Origin of the sequence: Nonomuraea typhae (assembly GCF_009760925.1) — a bacterium.
Lineage (GTDB): Bacteria > Actinomycetota > Actinomycetes > Streptosporangiales > Streptosporangiaceae > Nonomuraea > Nonomuraea typhae.
In genome coordinates, this window is the sequence record NZ_VRLV01000013.1 from 147,101 (window position 1) to 165,222 (window position 18,122).

Here is an 18,122-nt window from a genome sequence, read left to right on the forward strand (position 1 = left end):
CCAAAGTGTGCACGGCTTCATCCTGCCGGTGACGGCCTCTCACAGCAGCCAGGCGTGCCCGGCTTCGTGCTGTGGGTTGGCGGCCAGGGCGAGCCGCAGGCATTCGGCCAGGTCATCAAGGTGCCCGGCCCCTTCGAGGTACCTGGCCAGCGCCACGGCCAGCCGCCAGCAGTGCTCGGCCCGGTTTTCCGCGGCGGCCCGCCGTACCGCTGCCACGAGGCCGGGGCGCTCGGTCTCGAACCACTCGAGCGGATCCCCGACCGTCACGCCGAGCGGGGTCCACCGGCCGGGCGGCGCCTCGTCCGCGCTCTCGAACCGCAGCCCGTTCGCCTGGTCGGCCAGGACCAGCCAGCCGTCCAGCAGCCGCCCGAGCGCCGCCCGCCGCTCTGCGGCGGTGAAGCCCGTGACGCTCGTGGTTCCCGTGACGCTCGTGGTTCCCGTGACGCTCGTGGTTCCCGTGACGCTCGTGGTTCCCGTGACGCTCGTGGTTCCCGTGACGCTCGTGGTTCCCGTGACGCTCGTGGTTCCCGTGACGCTCGTGGTCGTGGTTGCCGTGACGCTCGTGGTTTCCGTCGCTCCTGCGCCCCCCGTGGCTCCTGTGACTCCCAGGGTGAACTCGCGGACGGCCTCCTGCAGCCGGTAGCGCGGCGGCGAGGAGCGTTCGGCGAAATGTGCCTCCACGAGGCGTTCGAGCAGCTCCTCCGCCTCTGCGGGAGTGGTGTCCAGCAGCGCGGCGCAGGCCCAGGGCGCGAAGTCGGGCGCGTCCAGGAGGTGGATCCGCCGCAGCAGCCGCCGGGCGGCTTCGGGCAACCCGGCGTAGCCCAGCGACAACGCCTCCGCGACCGCCCGATACGCGGGCGCGGGCTTCCGCCTGGCCAGCCGCTCGGCCAGCCAGGACACCCGGAGGCGCGGCTCGGCGGCCAGCCTGGCGCCCAGGACGCGGATGGCCAGAGGCGACCCGCCGCAGAGCCGTACCAGATCGCGCGCGGCCGGGACCTCGGCCGCGACCCGCCCGGCCCCGGCGACCTTGGCCAGCAGCGTCATCGCCGGCCCGCCCTCCAACGACGGCAGTTCCATCAGCGGCAGCACCCCTCGGCCCGAGCCCTTCGACGCGCTCACGACGGTTCCCGTGAGGCCCGGCATCCCCGGGAAGGGGCCCACGCCCGCTCCCAGCGCCGCCTGAAAGGCGCCCGATCCCCCGAACCCCCGGGCGCCCGGCCGGAACGCCTCCTCGGCCAGCCCGCCCAGCCCCGGCAGCACCGACCCCTGGGACGTGCCGCCCAGCCCGGGCAAGCGCGACCCGCCGGTCAGCTCATCCAGGCTGGACCGGCTGGTGATCAGCACCGCGCACCGCGACCTCCCTGGCAGCAGCGGCAGCACCTGCCCCGCGTCCGCCACGTCGTCCAGCACGATCAACGCCCGCCGCCCGGCGAGCTTGCCCCGATAGACCTCGGCACGGTCCTCGACCCCGTCGGGCACCGCCTGCCCGGACACCCCCAGCCGCCGCAGGAACCCGCCCAGCACCTCTCCCGGCCCGCTCCCGCGCAGGCTCGCGTAGAGCAACCCATCGGGAAAGCACTCATGCACCCGATGAGCGACATGTACGGCGAGCGCGGTCTTCCCCACCCCCGCCTCCCCGGAGACGACCGCCCCCGCCTCCTGCCGTAACAACCGGGCGAGAACGGCGCTCTCGTCGTCACGCCCGACGAATCCGGCGGGCGCGTCGGGCAACCTGCCCGGCCGCTCGGCCACGCCCGTCTCGCCCCGCGCGACGGCCGCCTCGATCTCCAGCAGCCGCTCCCCCGGCACGAACCGCGCCCGCGCCTGGTCGAGCGCGACCAGGGCCTCGTCGGTCCGCCCCGACCGGTGCAGGGCCAGCGCCAGCTGCCCCCACATCCGCTCACGCAGCGGATGCTCGGCCACCAGCGCCCGCAGTTCCCCGGCCACCGCCGCGTGCTTGCCGAGCTGCAGCTCCAGATCCAGGCAGTCTTCGAGTACGGCGAGGCGGCGCTCGTTGAGCCGTTCGACCTCCCCGGCCAACGGCCCGAGCGCGACCCCCTCGAAGGCGGGCCCGCGCCACAGCGCCAGCGCCGCCCGATAGCACCTGCTCGCCTTCCAGGCGTGCCCCGCCCCCGCGAGGGCTCGTCCTTCATCCGCCGCCGCGAGGAAGGCGAGCATGTCCAGCTGATCGTCGCCGACTTTGAGCAGGTAACCTCCGGGAGTCGTCACGATCGTCTTGGGCGAGAGCCCGACATCGGTCATCAGGCGGCGTAGCCGTCCCACGCAGTTCTGCGCCTGCCGCCGCGCTGTCGGGGGCGGCCACTCGCCCCAGGCCAGCTTGACGATGGTCCCCACGGAGACGACCTGGTTGGCGCGGAGCAGCAGCAGGGCGAGGAGCTCACGCTGGCGCGGGCCGGGTGGTTGCGCCAGCCGTTCACCCACCGTGATCTCGAGCGGGCCGAGAACGCGGAACATGGCGCACAGCCTCACCCATCGCCGCTGCTCGGGTCACCCTCTTTCGACCAGAACCGAAAGACCCTGCTTATGACACCAATATGACGAAATCTGTGGCCATAATGGCTGGGCACGCTCCCACGAAGAGGCTCGCATGCTACGCATTCACTTCACCGGGGACGATCTCGCCCGCACCCGCCTGGCGCCCAGCGCCGACCCGCTCTGGGAGACGGTCTTCTGCCTCCACCGGCTGTACGGCAGGCGCGGCCGTACCTTCTTCGCCGACTGGCTCACCCAGGTCACCCCGCGCCTTTCCGCGGAACCGATCGGCGGCCTGCGCTCCCTGGTGCCGCCCAGCCCCTACTTCCCCGACTTCCTCACCCCAGGCACCGGCGAGGAGACTCTGGACGAAAGCCTCGACACCATGTTGTCCACCCCGGGCAACCGGGTCAGGACCGAGGTCTCCAAACTGCCGGGCCGTACCTCCTGGGCCAGGGACCTGGCCAGGGCCGACGCCCCGGCGATGAGCGAACTGGCGCAGGCCCTGCGCTCGCTGCACCGGATCGCCATCGCGCCGTACTGGTCCCAGGTGCGCAACCAGATCGCCGCCGACCACGCGCGGCGGCTGCGCGCCTTCCACGCCGGCGGGGTCGAGGAGCTGTTACGCAGCCTGCGGCCCAGCATGCGCTGGCTGCCGCCCGTCCTGCACGTCAACTACCCGGTGGACCGGGACCTCCGGCTCGGCGGGCGCGGACTGCTGCTCATCCCCTCCTGGTTCTGCTGGGGCACACCGGTCAGCCTCGCCGACCCGGACCTGCCGCCGGTGCTCGTGTACCCGGTCGAGCATCGGGGCACCTGGGTGCTGCCGCCGGGCGAGGGCGAGAGCGGCGACCCGGTGTCCGGGCTGCTCGGCCCCACGCGGGCGGCGGTGCTCCGGGCCACCAGGACCGCGCGCTCCACCTCCCAGCTCGCGCGCCTCCTGCACATCGCCCCATCCTCGGCCAGCCAGCACGCCTCCGTGCTGCGCGCCGCCGGGCTGATCACCAGCAGCCGCGAGGAGAACTCCGTCATGCACACGATCACCGAACTGGGCGAAAGCCTCCTCGGCTGACGCGCCCCCTCGGACGGGAGTCGCGCTCGCTCAAACCGGCCACGTGTGGACGGGCTCGTTGGTGTGCATGCGCTCGATGTACTCCAGCGTCATCTCCCGCAACGCCTCGTGCCGGTCGCCGCCGATCGCCGTGACCTTCTCCACCTGCCAGGTGGCGCCCGTACGCCCGGTCAGGCAGCGGCCCTCGATCACGCCCAGCAGGCGCTCGGCCACCGCCTTGTCCACGCCCCAGCGGTCGAGGCCCTCGTAGGCCATCGGCAGCAGGCGGCGCAGGATCAGCTCGACGGCCGGGACCTCGCCCGCGCCCGGCCAATACAGGCGGGCGTCGATGCCGTGGCGGGCGGCGGTGTTGAGGTTGTCCTCGGCCGCGGCGAACGACATCTGGCTCCAGATCGGCCGCTCGGCGTTCGGCAGCACGGCCATCAGGCCGTAGTAGAAGGCGGCGTTGGCGGCGACGTCGATCACCGTGGGCCCCGCGGGCAGCACCCGGTTCTCCACCCGCAGGTGCGGGGCGCCGTCCACGACCGCGTAGACGGGGCGGTTCCAGCGGTAGATGGTGCCGTTGTGCAGGGTCAGCTCGGGCAGGTGCGGGATGAGGCCGCGGTCCAGCAGCTCGCGCGGGTCCTCCTGCTCGACCAGCGGCAGCAGGGCGGGGAAATAGCGGACGTTCTCCTCGAACAGATCGAAGACGCTGGTGATCCAGCGTTCGCCGAACCACACCCGCGGGCGTACCCCCTGCTCTTTCAGCTCGGCCGGGCGGGTGTCGGTCGCCTGCTCGAACAGGGTGATCCTGGTCTCGCGATGCAGTTCCTTGCCGAACAGGTAGGGCGAGTTCGCCGCCACGGCCACCTGCGCGCCCGCGATGGCCTGGGCGGCGTTCCAGTGGGCGGCGAACGCCTCAGGACTGACCTGCAGGTGCAACTGGACGCTGGTGCAGGCGGCCTCGGGGGCGACGCTGTCGGCGTGGGTGTCCAGCCGTTCGACGCCCTCGACGAGCAGGTGCAGATCCTCACCCCGGGCGGCGAAAATCTGCTCGTTGAGCAGGCGAAAGCGTGGATTGGCCGACAGGGTGCCCTCGCCGATGTCCTGCTCCCTGAGCGTCGGCAGAATCCCGATCAGGACCAGATGCCCGCCCTCGGACCTGGCCCGGGACTCAGCGTGGTTGAGCCGGGCCCGCACGTCACTCTCCAGCGCCAGCGCCCCGGCACCGTCGAGCGCCTGGGGCTGGATGTTGATCTCGATGTTGAACTGGCCGAGCTCCGTGGCCCAGTCCGGCTGCGCGATGGCGGCCAGGACCTGGGCGTTGCGCATGGCGGCCTCGCCGCGTTCGTCCACGATGTTGAGCTCGATCTCCAGCCCGGCCAGGGGGCGCTCAACCTCGAACCGGGCCTCGCGCAGCATCTGGGCGAAGACGTCCAGGCACCGTCGCACCTTTTCCCGGTAGGTCCTTCGGTCTTCACGACTGAACACGACGACTGGCACGTCCCTGCCCATACCACGGAATGTCGCACGATCTAGCCCAGATGACCACCCCGGGACAACCACCACACCTACCCGGTTCGCCCTTGTGAGGGTGAGCCCGGACGTGGGGAACTCGGCGACGCCTACCTGGGCGAGTGCTCCCCCGAAGAGGCGAAGGTCAGACCAGGCGGCGAGCGGTGGCCCAGCGGGAGAGTTCGTGGCGGTTGGACAGCTGGAGCTTCCGCAGCACCGACGACACGTGCGTCTCCACGGTCTTCACCGAGATGAACAGCTCCTTGGCGATCTCCTTGTAAGCGTACCCACGGGCGATCAGCCGGAGGACCTCGCGCTCGCGCTGGGTCAGGGAGTCCAGTTCGGGGTCGATCGGAGGCGCCTCGGAGGAGGCGAACGCGTCCAGGACGAAGCCCGCCAGCCGCGGTGAGAAGACGGCGTCGCCCTCGGACACCCGGCGGATGGCGTCGGTCAGTTCCTTGCCGCTGATGTTCTTGGTGACGTATCCGCGGGCGCCGCCCCGGATCACGCCGATGACGTCCTCGGCGGCGTCCGAGACCGACAGCGCCAGGAAGCGCACCTGGGCGCCGGAGCCCAGGACCCGCCGGAGCACCTCCTGCCCGCCGCCTCCGGGCATGTGCACGTCGAGCAGCACCACGTCCGGCTGCATCTCGGCGATCGCCTTCACCGCGGAGTCGACGTCCTCGGCCTCGCCGATGACCTGGATGGTCTCCCCGAGTTCGGCCCGGACCCCGGAGCGGAACAGCCGGTGGTCGTCGACGATCAGGACCTTAATCACGCTTCTCCACCTTCATCGTCAACATCACCTCTGTGCCCTCACCCGGCTCCGTGCGTACTCTGGCGCTGCCACCGTGCCGTTCCATTCTGCCGATGATGGACTCCCTGATGCCCATCCGGTCAGCCGGAACCTCGTCCATCTCGAAGCCCTTGCCTCGATCCTTCACGAAAACGGTGACTTCTTCACCCTCCACCTCCGCATAGACGGAAATGGAGGCGCTCTCAGAGTATTTCGCCGCGTTGACCATCGCCTGCCGCGACGCCTTCAGCAGCGCCGTGAGGCGGCCCTCGGCGTCGATCTCGATGTCGCCGACGCAGACCACCTCGATCGGGACGCCGTGCGCGTCCTCCTCCTCGGCGGCGATCCGCCGCACGGCCGCGGCCAGGGTGACGTCCGCGTCCTGCTTGGGCTGGTAGAGCCAGTTGCGCAGCTCGCGCTCCTGCGAGCGGGCCAGCCGGGCGACCTCGCGCGGATCGTGGGCGACCCGCTGGATGAGCGTGAGCGTGTGGAGCACCGAGTCGTGCACCATCGCCGCCATCTCCGCGCGTTCCTCCTGCCGGATGCGCTCACGCCGCTCGAGCTGGAGCTCCTTCCAGAGCCCGGCCAGCCAGGGCGCGATGATCACGATGAGGCCGACGACCACGACGACCGTGAACAACATGCCCGGCCGGGCGTCCCGCAGCTCGTCCTGGGCGATGAGGAAGCCGAGCCCGCCCGCCGCGACCAGGATGACGCCGAGCACCGTCCTGACCCGGTTCTTGCGGATGCTCTTGGTGCCGCCGGCGATCCACTCCCTGCGCCGGTCGGGGTCGGCCTGCTGCCAGAGGATGAGCGCCCCGATGCCGCCGACCGCGAACGGGATCATCCCGACCCCGCCCTGCGAGGCCCCGGTGATCCACCCGAACGCAAACAGGGCCACCCCGATCGCGACGAACGCGGCGAGCTGGCTCCAGTCACGCTGAGGCGGCTGTCCTTCGTACGGCTCCCGCGGCGTGACCATCCACAACACGCAGTAGGCCACGGCGCCGACACCGTCGACCACGGACAACAGCACGAACGCCAGCCGGATCACGACGGGATCCAGCTTCAGCTGGTCGGCCAGCGCCTGCGCGACGCCGCCCACGAGGCGGCCTTCCATCCGCCGGCGCATGCGGCGGTAGGGCGCCTCGGCGGGGGCGGGCTCGGCGAGAGTCTTCTGGTCAGCCATAACACCGTCATCGTCACACGTCCGGAGGGGTGCGGGCATCAGGGAACTACCCCCAGGGTCGGCTCAGGGGTGTCCCGGATGCGTGCACCCCTTGGGTGCGGTCACGATGGTGTACATGAAAGAAGCACCATCGCGAGAATCCCGGCCCCTGTGTCGCAGCGGGGAAGGGCGCATCCTGTTCGGGGTGTGCGCCGGGCTGGGCAGGCACACGGGGATCGATCCGGTGGTGTTCCGGGTCGGATTCGCCGTTCTGCTGTTCGGCTCCGGGATGGGCTTCTTCCTCTACATCGCCGCCTTCATGCTGATGAAGGACACGCGGGGCCTGCCCGGCATGATCGAGCAGTGGACCCGGCGCGACTTCGACGCCGAGGCCGTCATGGCGCTGCTGACCGCAGTGCTGGGCTTCGGGCTCGGCATCAACCTGGCCACGGTGTGGCTGGACACCGGCACGCTGGTCGTGGGCCTGGTCATCGTCTTGGCGCTGCTGGCCGCGCACGCCAGTGGCGTGGACCTGCTGGCGCTGGCCCGCTCGATGCCCGAACGGCTCAGCCGCAGGCAGCGCGCCACCCCTGAGCCCATGGTGCAGCAGCACGGCCGCCCTGAGCCGGGCCGCGCCATGGTTGACATCGCCTTCGCGGCCGAGGCGGCGGCCCCGCCGTACACACCGCGCAAGCCGTACACCGCGGAACCGGCCCACACGCCGGCGGAGACGCGGCAGGACGCGGCGGACACGCGGCACGACACCACGGAGTCGCGGCAAGAGCGGCAAGACCAGGAAGACCGGGACGACCGGCAAGACGCCCCGGTGGCGCCGCAGGCCGCCGAGAGCCAGGAGACCACCGAGGTGCCCATCCCCTACGGCGAGGAGCTGGACGAGCCGAAGGGCACCCGTGTCCTGCCCGCCGCCGGCCGCACGCCGACCCGCGAAGAGGCCATGCTGCGCGTCGAGGCGATCATGCGCGAGAAGCGCGCCGCCCGCCAGGCCGCGGATGCCGGCGCGAGCGCCCGTTCGCACGCCGAAGCCCCCGAAACGCCCCGGCAGCCGCAGCCGCCACGCCCGGCCGAGACGCCCAGGGAGCGCATCCCGTACGGCGAGCCGTTCGCCCCCCACGGCCCCTACCAGCCGCTCGACCCCGCCAGACGCGGCGGCTACTCCCCCTATGACCCGGCCCTGTACCGAGGGCAGACCCCGCCTCCGGCGCCCGTGACCAAGAAGCGTCCGCGCTCCTTCATCGGTGTGATCACGGTGCTCCTGTCATTGATCATTGGAGGGATCGTCGTGGCTGTCCAAAGCGGGTCGGCCCAAGGTGTGAACCCGGCCGCCATAGGCGCGTCGGTGCTCATCACGGTCGGCGCGGGCCTGCTGGTCGCCGCCTGGTGGGGACGTGGCGCGGGGCTGGTCGCGCTGGGCACGGTCGTGGCGGTGGTCATCGCCTTCGGCATGATCGTGGGCGGCCTGCCCAAGCGGGTGGGCGACCGTACCTGGACCCCGACGACCTTGGCGGAGACGAGCGGCACCTACGAGGTGGGCGTCGGCGAGGGCCGGTTGGACCTGTCGGAGCTGAAGATGCCGCCGGGTTCGCGGGCGCAGTTCAACGCCTCGGTGTCGGTGGGTGAGCTGATGGTGATCGTGCCGGCATCGGCGCGGGTGGAGGTGCACGCGACGGCGAGGGTGGGCGACATCACGATCGACCAGTCGCTGCGCGGCGGCGTGGACGTGGAGTTCGACAAGGTGCTGGAGCCGGAGACGAAGCCGAAGGGCGCGGTCTCGACGATCGTGCTGAACCTGCGGGGCGGCATGGGCGATGTGGAGGTGCGTCGTGCCGCGTGAGGTGGACAAGCCGCGCCAGCTGCACAGGACGGACTGGATGGCGCTGCTCAGCGGTTTGCTCTTCCTGGTCCTGGGCATCCTGCTGGCAACAGAGTCGATCACCGAGCCGGTGATCCTGGTGTCGCTGACGGTGGTCGGGCTCGGCTTCGCGGGGCTCGTCGCGGTCGTCGCCAAAGTAACCAGGCGTAAGTAACCCTTGACCAGGACAATCATGGGCGTACGTTGGCGGTGTCCACCTTGCCCCCCTGAGAGGGAGGACGTATGCCCCGAGTCTCCGTCACCGTCGATGGAATCGCGTACGAGGAGGAAGTGGAGCCGCGGCTCCTCCTCGTCCATCTTCTCCGCGATCGGCTAGGCAAGACAGGCACCCCGATCGGCTGCGACACCGGCAACTGCGGCGCCTGCACGGTGCTGCTGGACGGCAAGTCCGTGAAGAGCTGCTCCGTGCTCGCGGTCCAGGCCGACGGCAGCGCCGTCACGACCATCGAGGGCCTGGCCGCCAACGGCACGCTGCACCCGATGCAGCGTGCCTTTCACGAGGAACACGCCCTGCAGTGCGGTTACTGCACACCCGGCATGGTCATGGCCGCGGTCGATCTGGTGCGGGAGAATCCGGACCCGTCGGAGGAGGCCATCAGGGAGGGCCTGGAGGGCAATCTCTGCCGGTGCACGGGTTACTGCAACATCGTCCGAGCGGTACGGCGGGGCGCACAGGACATGGCGGTGAAGACGCCATGAGCGAGATAGGCGCGCCCAGGCGGCGCAAGGAGGACGCCCGCCTGCTCACGGGCCGTACGCAGTGGACCGACAACATGCAGCTGCCGGGGATGGCCTATGTGGCGTTCCTGCGCAGCCCGATGGCGCACGCGCGCATCACGAGGGTGGACGTGTCGGGGACGGCCGGCCTGCCCGGGGTGATCGGCGCCTTCTCCGGGGCGGACTTCGCCGCCGAGCAGGGCAGCCTGCCGTGCGCCTGGCCGGTGAGCGAGGACGTCGTCATCCCGGAGCATCCGCCGATGGCCGTCTCGCAGGTGCGGTACGTGGGTGAGGCGGTCGCCTGCGTGGTGGCCACCGACCGGTACAAGGCGGCGGACGCGCTGGAGGCGATCGAGGTCGACTACGAGCCGCTGCCGCCGGTGCTCGACATGAACGACGCCCTCACCGCGGGCAGCCCGAAGGTGCACGAGGCGGGCAACCAGGCGTTCACCTGGAAGTTCGCCCAGGGGGACATCGACGCCGCGCTGCGGGACGCGCCGGTGACGATCGACCGCACCTACATTCAGCAGCGCCTGATCCCGTCGGCGATGGAGCCGCGGGCGGTCATGGCCAGCACCGACGGCGACAGCTACACCTTGTGGAGCGCGACCCAGATCCCGCACGTGCTGAGGGTGATGCTGGCGCTGACGACGGGCATCCCGGAGCACAAGCTGAGGGTGGTCGCGCCGGACGTGGGCGGCGGTTTCGGCTCGAAGCTGCAGGTGACCGCGGAGGAGGTGCTCTGCCTGCTGCTGACGCGCAGGACCGGCCGGCCAGTCAAGTGGACGGAGTCGCGCTCGGAGGGCAACCTGACCGTGCATCACGGCCGCGACCAGATCCAGCACGTGACGCTGGCGGCCGAGGCCGACGGCCGCATCCGCGGGCTGCGCGTGGAGCTGCTGGCCGACATGGGCGCCTACCTGATGCTGGTGACGCCGGGGGTGCCGCTGCTGGGCGCGTTCATGTTCAACGGCATCTACAAGATGGACGCCTACGACTTCAACTGCACCGGCGTCTTCACCACGAAGATGCCGACGGACGCCTATCGGGGGGCCGGGCGGCCTGAGGCGACCTATGCCATCGAGCGGGTCATGGACGAGCTGGCCAATGAGCTCAACCTCGATCCGATCGAGGTGCGCCGGCGCAACTGGATCAAGCACGAGGAGTTCCCCTACACCACGATCGCGACGCTGACCTACGACTCCGGCAACTACGAGGCGGCGACGGACAAGGCGCTGGCGTTGTTCGGTTACGACAAGCTGCGGGCGGAACAGGCCGACCGGCGCGACCGGGGCGATCCGGTCCAGCTGGGCATCGGCATCTCGACGTACACGGAGATGTGCGGCATCGCGCCCAGCCGCATGCTCGGCTCGCTCAACTACGGCGCGGGCGGCTGGGAGCACGGGGCGGTGCGCATGCTGCCGACCGGCAAGGTCGAGGTGGTGACCGGTTCGTCCGCCCACGGCCAGGGGCACGAGACGGCGTGGAGCCAGATCGTGGCCGACGCGCTCGGCGTGCCGTTCGAGGACATCGCGGTGATCCACGGCGACACCGCGACCTCGCCCAAGGGCATGGACACCTACGGCTCGCGGTCGCTGGTGGTCGGCGGCATGGCCGTGCTGGCCGCCTGCGACAAGGTGAAGGAGAAGGCCAGGAAGATCGCGGCGCACGTGCTGGAGTGCGCGCCGGACGACGTCGAGTTCAGCGAGGGCACGTTCAGGGTGCGCGGCACGGAGACCGGCAAGACGATCCAGGAGTTGTCGCTGGCCACGTTCGCCGCCCACGACCTGCCCGTCGGGGTCGAGCCGAGGCTGGACTCCGACGCCACCGTCGACCCGGACAACTTCTCCTACCCGCACGGCACGCACCTGTGCGCGGTCGAGGTGGACACCGAGACCGGCATGAGCAGGATCCGCTCCTACGTGGCCGTGGACGACGTGGGCAAGGTGGTCAACCCGCTGATCGTGGAGGGCCAGGTGCACGGCGGCATCGCCCAGGGCGTCGCGCAGGCGTTGTTCGAGGAGGCCGTCTACGACGCCGACGGGAACCTGCTGACCACGACGATGGCCGACTACCTGCTGCCGTCCGCGGCGGACCTGCCGGCCTTCGTCACCGACCGCACGGAGACGCCGGCGACCACCAACCCGCTCGGCGTGAAGGGCGTCGGCGAGGCGGGCACGATCGCCTCGACCCCGGCGGTCGTCAACGCCATCGTGGACGCGCTGCGCCCGCGGGGAATCCACGACGTCCAGATGCCGTGCACGCCCGAGCGGATCTGGCGGGCACTCGAAGGAGCGCGCTCATGATCCCCGCGAAGTTCGACTACACGCGCGCGGCCACCGTGGAGGAGGCATGCCAGGCGCTGGCCGCCGACGACGAGGCGAAGGCGCTGGCCGGCGGGCAGTCGCTGCTGCCGCTGCTGCGCCTGCGCCTGGCCTACCCGAGCACGCTCGTGGACATCGGGCGCCTGCCCGAGCTCCAGGGCGTGCACGACCGCGGTGACCACGTCTTCATCGGCGCGCTGGCCACGCACGACGAGGTGATGCGCTCGCCGGTGGTGACCGCGGGCTGCCCGCTCGTGGCGCTGGCCGCCGCGACGGTCGCCGATCCCGCGGTACGGCACCGCGGCACGTTCGGCGGTTCCCTGGCCCACGCCGACCCGGCGGGCGACCTGCCGGCGGTGGTCCTGGCGCTGGACGGGGTGCTGGTGGCCAGGTCGGCCTCCGGTGAGCGGGAGATCCCGGCCGCCGCGTTCTTCGCCGACTACCTGGAGACCTCGCTGGAGGCGGGGGAGATCCTGGCCGGGGTCAAAATTCCCAAGCTGGGCGAGGGGTGGGGCTTCCACTACGAGAAGTTCCACCGCACCGCCCAGGCGTGGGCGATCGTCGGCGTGGCCGCCGCCGTGCGCCGCTCGAACGGCTCGATCCAGGAGGCCAGGATCGGGCTAACGAACATGGGGCCGACGCCGCTGCGTGCCCGCGCGGCCGAGACCGCGCTCCAGGGCCTGGAGCTCGGCGACGCCGTACGGCAGGCGTGCGGGGAAGCGGCGGAGGGCACCTCCCCGCCCGCCGACCTGCACGGCCAGCCGGACTACCGCAGGCACCTGGCCAGAGTCCTGACCCACCGCGCGGTCAGGACCGCGGCCGGAACCCCGTAGCCCCGAGGGGGCGCCCTTTCCTGGAGCACACCGTGGTCCGGGAGGAGGCGCCCCTTCCGTCGTCCCCCAAAACCCCGCAGTCCGGGAGGGGTTCCCCTTCCGGGGGTCGCCCTTCCGGACGTACTGTCGTAAGCAGGAGGCGTCCATGGCGATGCGGTTCGAGCACGAGTTCACTGTCCCGGTCCCGGTCGAGCAGGCGTGGGCAGTGTTGCTCGACGTCGAGCGCGTGGCACCCTGCCTGCCCGGCGCGACGCTGGAGGTCTTCGAGAGCGACGAGTTCGCCGGCAGGATGAAGGTCAAGGTCGGGCCGATCACGGTGACCTATCGGGGCACGGCCCGCTTCGAGGACGTGGACAAGGACAACCACACGCTGACCATCAGGGCCTCGGGCAAGGAGGCGCGCGGGCCGGGGACGGCCTCGGCGACGGTCGTGGCGAAGCTGGCCGCGGCCGACGGGGCGACGGCGGTGCGCGTGGAGACGACGTTCAACGTGACGGGCCGGCCGGCGCAGTTCGGCCGGGGCGTGATGGCCGAGGTGGGGGCCAAGCTGATCGACCGGTTCGCGGCCAATCTGGCGGAGCTGCTGGCCGAGCCGGCGGCGGAGGCGGCAGCCGTACCCCGGAATGCCGCACCCCAGGATGCCGCACCCCGGGAAGGCGCACCCCGGGATGCCGCACCCCGGGAAGACGGCTCCCAGGAGAAGGAGGCCGGGGAGCGGCGGCTGAGCGCGGTGCCGGCGGACGTGCATCCCGGCGGGACGTTGCGCACGTCGCGCACGGCCGACGAGGAGGCGCTGGACCTGCTGGAGGTGGCCGGGACGCCGCTGCTGAAGCGGGTGGCGCCGCTGGTGGGCGGGCTGGTGCTGGTGGCGTTGGTCGCCTGGCTGATCAGGCGGTTCTTGCGTAGATAAGGCCAGATCAACGGGCAAAAAAGCCATCAAGTCCGGACACATCACCCGAAGACCGGGAATGCCTGACTTCGAGTGTTCCGTGGCTCGGGGGAGATGGGCATGCCGTACTGCACCGTGGTCATCATCGGCTACAACGATGCGGAACGACTGCCCAGGGCGGTCCGCTCCGTGCTCAGGCAGACCCTGCGCGACCTCGAAGTGATCGTCGTCGACGACGCCAGCACCGACGGGACCGCGCAGGTCATGAGCACTCTGCAGCAGGCCGACCGGCGGGTGCGCTACCTGCGGCGCGAGCACAACAGCGGCGGCTGCGGGGCGCCGCGCAACGACGGGCTGGACGCCGCCTCCGCCCCGTTCATCATGTTCCTGGACAGCGACGACGAACTGCCCAGGCACGCCTGCAAGAGCCTGCTGGCCGAGATCGAGCGCACCGGCGCTGACTTCGTCGCCGGCCAGATCTCCCGCTACTACGAGCCCAGCGGGCGGCTGGAGCGCTACTACCCGGCCCTGTTCGCCCGCCGCCGCGTGGTCGAGGGCATCGCCGAGGACCCCGAGCTGTTCCTGGACTCCTTCAGCACCAACAAGCTCTACGACACGGGCTTCCTGCGCCGCCACGCGCTGCGCTTCCCCGAGGACATCCACTACGAGGACCACGTCTTCGCCACCGAGGTCTACGCCCTGTCCGAGCGCTTCGCGGTCGTGCCCTGGGTCGTCTACCACTGGCACCGCGCCCCGGAGCCGGCCTCGATCTCGCAGAGCATCGCCGACATGGACAACGTGCGCCACCGGATCATCGCCGCCGAGCGCAGCGACCGCGTCCTGCGCGACTACGGCCGCGACGACCTCGTCCCCGGGCGTCAGCACCGCTTCCTCCGCCAGGACCTGCGCGTCTACCTCAACCCGCTGCCCGCCCGCGACCTGGTGTGGGCCAAGGAGTTCGCCGCGGTCGTGCGCCCCTACCTGGCCACGGTCCCGCACGAGATCATCGACCGCCTCGACCCCATGAACCGGGTCTGCTGCCACCTGATCCTCGACGACCGCGTGGACGACCTGCGCGTCGCCGTACGCTCATTGACCGGCGCGGCCGCCCCGCCGAGAGCGGCGATCCGCCACCAGGGCCGCACCTACTGGGGCACCACGCTCTCCCCCGGCATGGACATCACCCGGCTGCGCCTGGCCGAGCTGCCCTTCACCGCCACCCGGCTGCGCCACGAGGTCACCGAGATCGCCGCGGACGGCGGCCGGATCGCGATGACCGTGCACACCTACGACCCGTTCGGCGTGCTGCCCACCGGGTGGACGGCCTCCTTCCGGTACGGCAGGCAGAGCTTCCCCATTCACCCGCACCCGTCCGGTGACGGCTACGTCTCCGAGTTCGGATTCGTGCCCCGCGACAAGGGCGAGCCGCGCATCGCCTTCACCCGCGACAGTGACGGCCACACCACCACCGACCGCCTGCTGGTCGACCCGAACCTGGCGCCGATCAGCGTCAACGGCCACACCGTGCAGGCCGTGGGCCAGTCGGCGTTCCTGCGCATCACCGCGCCGATCCAGCGCAGGATCATGGGCCGGCTCAAGCGCGAGGTGCTGGCCAGGGTGAGCACGCCGGCGATGAAGCTGCGGGTGTACAAGGCGCTGATCAAGGTGGTGCCGCGGCGCAGGGACCTGGCGCTGTTCGAGGCCGACTGCGGCAAGGGCTACACCGGCTCGCCCCGCGCCATCTACGAGGAGCTGCGCCGCCGCGAGCTGCCGATCGGCGTCATCTGGTCGGCGTCCAGAAACCGGGCGGCCTTCCCCCAGGACGCCGGGCTCGTGCGCCGCATGAGCTGGCGCTACATCTGGATCATGGCCAGGGCGGGCATCTGGGTGGACAGCCACGGCTTCCCGCTCGCCTATCCGAAGCCGCCGGGCACCCGCTACCTGCAAACGTGGCACGGGCAGGGCATCAAGTCGATCGGCTTCGACGCGCCGGACCTGCGGGCGGACTTCGCCGGGCCGCGCGACCAGTGGCGGGCCGCCGTGGCCCGCTGGGACGCGCTGATCTCACCGAGTGAGGAGTTCTCGCGGCGCTTCGTGCCGTCGAACGGCTACACCGGCCCGGTCTTCCGGTACGGCACGCCGCGATGTGATGCCCTGGTCCGGGGTGAGGTGGTGCCCCAAGTCTGGGAAAAGCTGGAAATATCGCCAGACAAGAAGATCCTCCTCTACGCCCCGACATATCGGGATCACGCCAAGAGCAGCGGCCGGTCCGTCCGCGTCGACCTGGAGATGATGGCCGACGAGCTGGCCGCCGACTGGGTGATCATCCTGCGCACCCACCCGATCGAGCGCTACACGCTCCCCCAGCACCTGCGCCACTTCGTCCGCGCCGCGGGCTCCTACCCGGAGATCAACGACCTGATGCTCGCCTCCGACGCGCTGCTCACCGACTACTCCTCCGTGATGTGCGACTACGCGCTCACCGGCAAACCCATGCTCTTCTACATCGACGATTGGGACGACTACCGCCTGACCGAGCGCGGCGTCTACCACGACCTGCCCACGATCGCCCCCGGCCCCTGCCTGACCACGACCCGGGACCTCATCATCTGCCTGCGGGCGCTGCCGGCCGTACACACGTCCTTCTCGGAGAAGTACGCCGCCTTCCGCACGTTCTGGTGCGGCGAGGAGCGCGGCACCGCCGCCGCCCGGGTGGTGGAGGACTTCTTCGCCGCCCCCCTCGCCCGGCCCGTCACCAGCCGCCCCGTGGTGTGGGGGACGCCGTGAGCATCGTCTTCGCCTGCATGGACGCCGACACGCTCGGCGGCATCCAGCAGGTCACCCACACGCTCGCCCAGGGCCTGGCGGTCCGCGGCCACGACGTCCACGTGATCGGCCTCCACCGCGCCCGGACCCCGTTCACCTACGTCGAGCACCCCCGCTACACCAAGCACGTGACCGGCCGCGCCCCCATGGGCGCCGAGGGCCCGCTGTCCCGGCGGCTGTCCGACCGCCACCTGCGCCAGGTCCTGGGCTCGCTGACCCCCGGCTTCGCCATCCTGACCTCCCCCGGCGCCGTCACCCGCGTGGCCTCGATGCTGCCCCGCCGCCTGCGCCCGATCGGCCAGTACCACGGCTCCTACGAACACGCCCGCGGCTCCTGGCACCTGGGCTCGATCAGAAGGCACTACCCGGACCTCGACCAGGCCGTCTTCCTGAGCGAGGACGACGCCCTGCTCTTCTCCGAACACGCGCTCCTGCCCAACACCTGGTCCCTGCCCAACCCGCTGTCGGAATGGCCGGAGAGTCCGTCCCCCTTGACCACCCCGCGCATCCTGGGCGTGGGCCGCCTGGAGGGCGTCAAGCGCTTCGACCGCCTGATCACCGCCTTCGCCCGCGTCGCGACACCCCCCTGGGAACTCCACCTCCTGGGCGACGGCGCCGAGGAGCCCCGCCTGCGCCGCCACGCCGCGGCCGAGGGCGTCGCCGGCCGCGTGGTCTTCCGCGGCCGCATCCCGGCGGCCCAGATGACCGAGGAGTACCACAACGCCGCCATCCTGGCCCTGACCAGCGAACACGAGGGCCTGCCCGTCGTCTTGCTGGAGGCCGCCGCCCACGGCGTCCCCGCGGTCGCCTTCGACGTCTCCGGCGGCGTCCGCTCCGCGGGCCCCGAACTCGTCCCGCCGGGCGACGTGAAGAAGTTCGCCTCCGCCCTGTCCGACCTGATGTCCGCCCCGGACGAACGCCTCCGCCTGGGCGCCGCCGCCCGCACCCGAGCCGCCGCCTTCCGCCTCGACCCCGTCCTGGACCGCTGGGAAACCCTCTTCGCCCACATGGCGCGATGACCGATCATGGCTCTGGTTGGCTGTAAGCATGGCTGATTGGGACGCTTACCTGGCGCTGGATGAGGAGACTCAGAAGGAGGTCGAAATCGTCGACGGCGCCTTCATACCCAGAGAACCGCGCGGCCGAGGCCACCAGACGACCGCACGACGGCTGGCCGACGCTCTGGAGGCAGCCATCCGCGGGTCCCGTGCCGAGGTGAACACCAGCATCGAGGTCATCCTCGGGAAGGCGCCACTCCACATCCGCAAGCCCGACGTAGTCGTCCACAGCCGGCTGGAACTCGGCGAGTGGCTACACGCAAAAGACGTCATCATGGCCGTCGAGGTGTTGTCCCCGCATTCCATCACCCGCGACCGGCTCCACAAAGCCGACGAGTACGCCATGGCAGGCATCCCGCACTACCTGATCGTCCAGCCCGACGACCAGGGGGTCGTCTCCGTCGAGCACCACGTCCTGGTCTGCGGTGCCGAGTACTGCAAGCCCAAGATCACGCACCGCGACCTGGACGGTCTGGCCCTGAGGATGACCACGCCCTTCAGGCTTGACATCGACTGGTCGCAACTCGACATCGGGCCCATGTAAAGAGCCGGTACGGCGGG

Annotated in this window: 14 protein-coding genes; 10 read left to right on the forward strand and 4 right to left on the reverse strand. The window is 71.0% G+C overall.

Features of this window, described 5'->3' with window-relative positions:
• Positions 1 to 39 precede the first annotated feature (39 nt).
• A complete protein-coding gene (locus FVE25_RS38430) occupies positions 40 to 2,475 on the reverse strand; it encodes an AfsR/SARP family transcriptional regulator (RefSeq protein ID WP_157252415.1) in 2,436 nt (811 codons plus the stop codon).
• A gap of 133 nt (positions 2,476 to 2,608) precedes the next feature.
• On the opposite strand from FVE25_RS38430, the gene FVE25_RS38435 reads away from it, so the two are divergent.
• Positions 2,609 to 3,565, forward strand: coding sequence for an ArsR/SmtB family transcription factor (locus tag FVE25_RS38435; RefSeq protein WP_157252416.1), 957 nt, complete (start codon positions 2,609 to 2,611; stop codon positions 3,563 to 3,565).
• Between the two features lie 30 nt (positions 3,566 to 3,595).
• On the opposite strand, the gene FVE25_RS38440 is transcribed toward FVE25_RS38435, so the two are convergent.
• The 3 genes from FVE25_RS38440 to FVE25_RS38450 form a co-directional block, all read right to left on the reverse strand.
• The gene (locus tag FVE25_RS38440; RefSeq protein WP_246268108.1) at positions 3,596 to 4,996 is read right to left on the reverse strand and encodes a glutamate-cysteine ligase family protein; all 1,401 of its coding nucleotides are present in this window, start codon (positions 4,994 to 4,996) and stop codon (positions 3,596 to 3,598) included.
• Positions 4,997 to 5,204: 208 nt separating this feature from the next.
• Positions 5,205 to 5,837: a response regulator gene (locus tag FVE25_RS38445; protein ID WP_181019856.1), complete on the reverse strand. Its 633-nt coding sequence runs from the start codon at positions 5,835 to 5,837 to the stop codon at positions 5,205 to 5,207.
• Entirely contained in the window at positions 5,830 to 7,044 is a 1,215-nt protein-coding gene (locus FVE25_RS38450) for an ATP-binding protein (RefSeq protein ID WP_157252418.1), read from the reverse strand. Before FVE25_RS38450 ends, FVE25_RS38445 begins: the two co-directional genes overlap by 8 nt.
• A 115-nt stretch (positions 7,045 to 7,159) precedes the next feature.
• Between FVE25_RS38450 and FVE25_RS38455 the strand changes: the two genes are divergently transcribed.
• The 9 genes from FVE25_RS38455 to FVE25_RS38495 all read left to right on the forward strand — a co-directional run bounded on the left by FVE25_RS38455 (position 7,160) and on the right by FVE25_RS38495 (position 18,105).
• The gene (locus tag FVE25_RS38455) at positions 7,160 to 8,875 is read left to right on the forward strand and encodes a PspC domain-containing protein (protein WP_181019857.1); all 1,716 of its coding nucleotides are present in this window, start codon (positions 7,160 to 7,162) and stop codon (positions 8,873 to 8,875) included.
• Positions 8,865 to 9,068: a hypothetical protein gene (locus FVE25_RS38460; protein ID WP_246268109.1), complete on the forward strand. Its 204-nt coding sequence runs from the start codon at positions 8,865 to 8,867 to the stop codon at positions 9,066 to 9,068. The genes FVE25_RS38455 and FVE25_RS38460 overlap by 11 nt, the downstream gene beginning before the upstream one ends.
• A 68-nt stretch (positions 9,069 to 9,136) precedes the next feature.
• Positions 9,137 to 9,613, forward strand: coding sequence for a (2Fe-2S)-binding protein (locus FVE25_RS38465; RefSeq protein WP_157252421.1), 477 nt, complete (start codon positions 9,137 to 9,139; stop codon positions 9,611 to 9,613).
• Positions 9,610 to 11,937, forward strand: coding sequence for a xanthine dehydrogenase family protein molybdopterin-binding subunit (locus FVE25_RS38470; RefSeq protein ID WP_157252422.1), 2,328 nt, complete (start codon positions 9,610 to 9,612; stop codon positions 11,935 to 11,937). The genes FVE25_RS38465 and FVE25_RS38470 overlap by 4 nt, the downstream gene beginning before the upstream one ends.
• A complete protein-coding gene (locus FVE25_RS38475) occupies positions 11,934 to 12,788 on the forward strand; it encodes an FAD binding domain-containing protein (RefSeq protein ID WP_157252423.1) in 855 nt (284 codons plus the stop codon). The genes FVE25_RS38470 and FVE25_RS38475 overlap by 4 nt, the downstream gene beginning before the upstream one ends.
• Positions 12,789 to 12,933: 145 nt before the next feature.
• A complete protein-coding gene (locus tag FVE25_RS38480) occupies positions 12,934 to 13,698 on the forward strand; it encodes an SRPBCC family protein (protein WP_157252424.1) in 765 nt (254 codons plus the stop codon).
• A 99-nt stretch (positions 13,699 to 13,797) separates the two neighbouring features.
• A complete protein-coding gene (locus tag FVE25_RS38485; RefSeq protein WP_157252425.1) occupies positions 13,798 to 16,464 on the forward strand; it encodes a bifunctional glycosyltransferase/CDP-glycerol:glycerophosphate glycerophosphotransferase in 2,667 nt (888 codons plus the stop codon).
• Complete coding sequence (locus FVE25_RS38490; RefSeq protein WP_246268111.1) at positions 16,461 to 17,522, forward strand: glycosyltransferase; 1,062 nt, start codon at positions 16,461 to 16,463, stop codon at positions 17,520 to 17,522. Before FVE25_RS38485 ends, FVE25_RS38490 begins: the two co-directional genes overlap by 4 nt.
• Before the next feature lie 28 nt (positions 17,523 to 17,550).
• Positions 17,551 to 18,105: a Uma2 family endonuclease gene (locus FVE25_RS38495; RefSeq protein ID WP_157252426.1), complete on the forward strand. Its 555-nt coding sequence runs from the start codon at positions 17,551 to 17,553 to the stop codon at positions 18,103 to 18,105.
• Positions 18,106 to 18,122 lie beyond the last annotated feature (17 nt).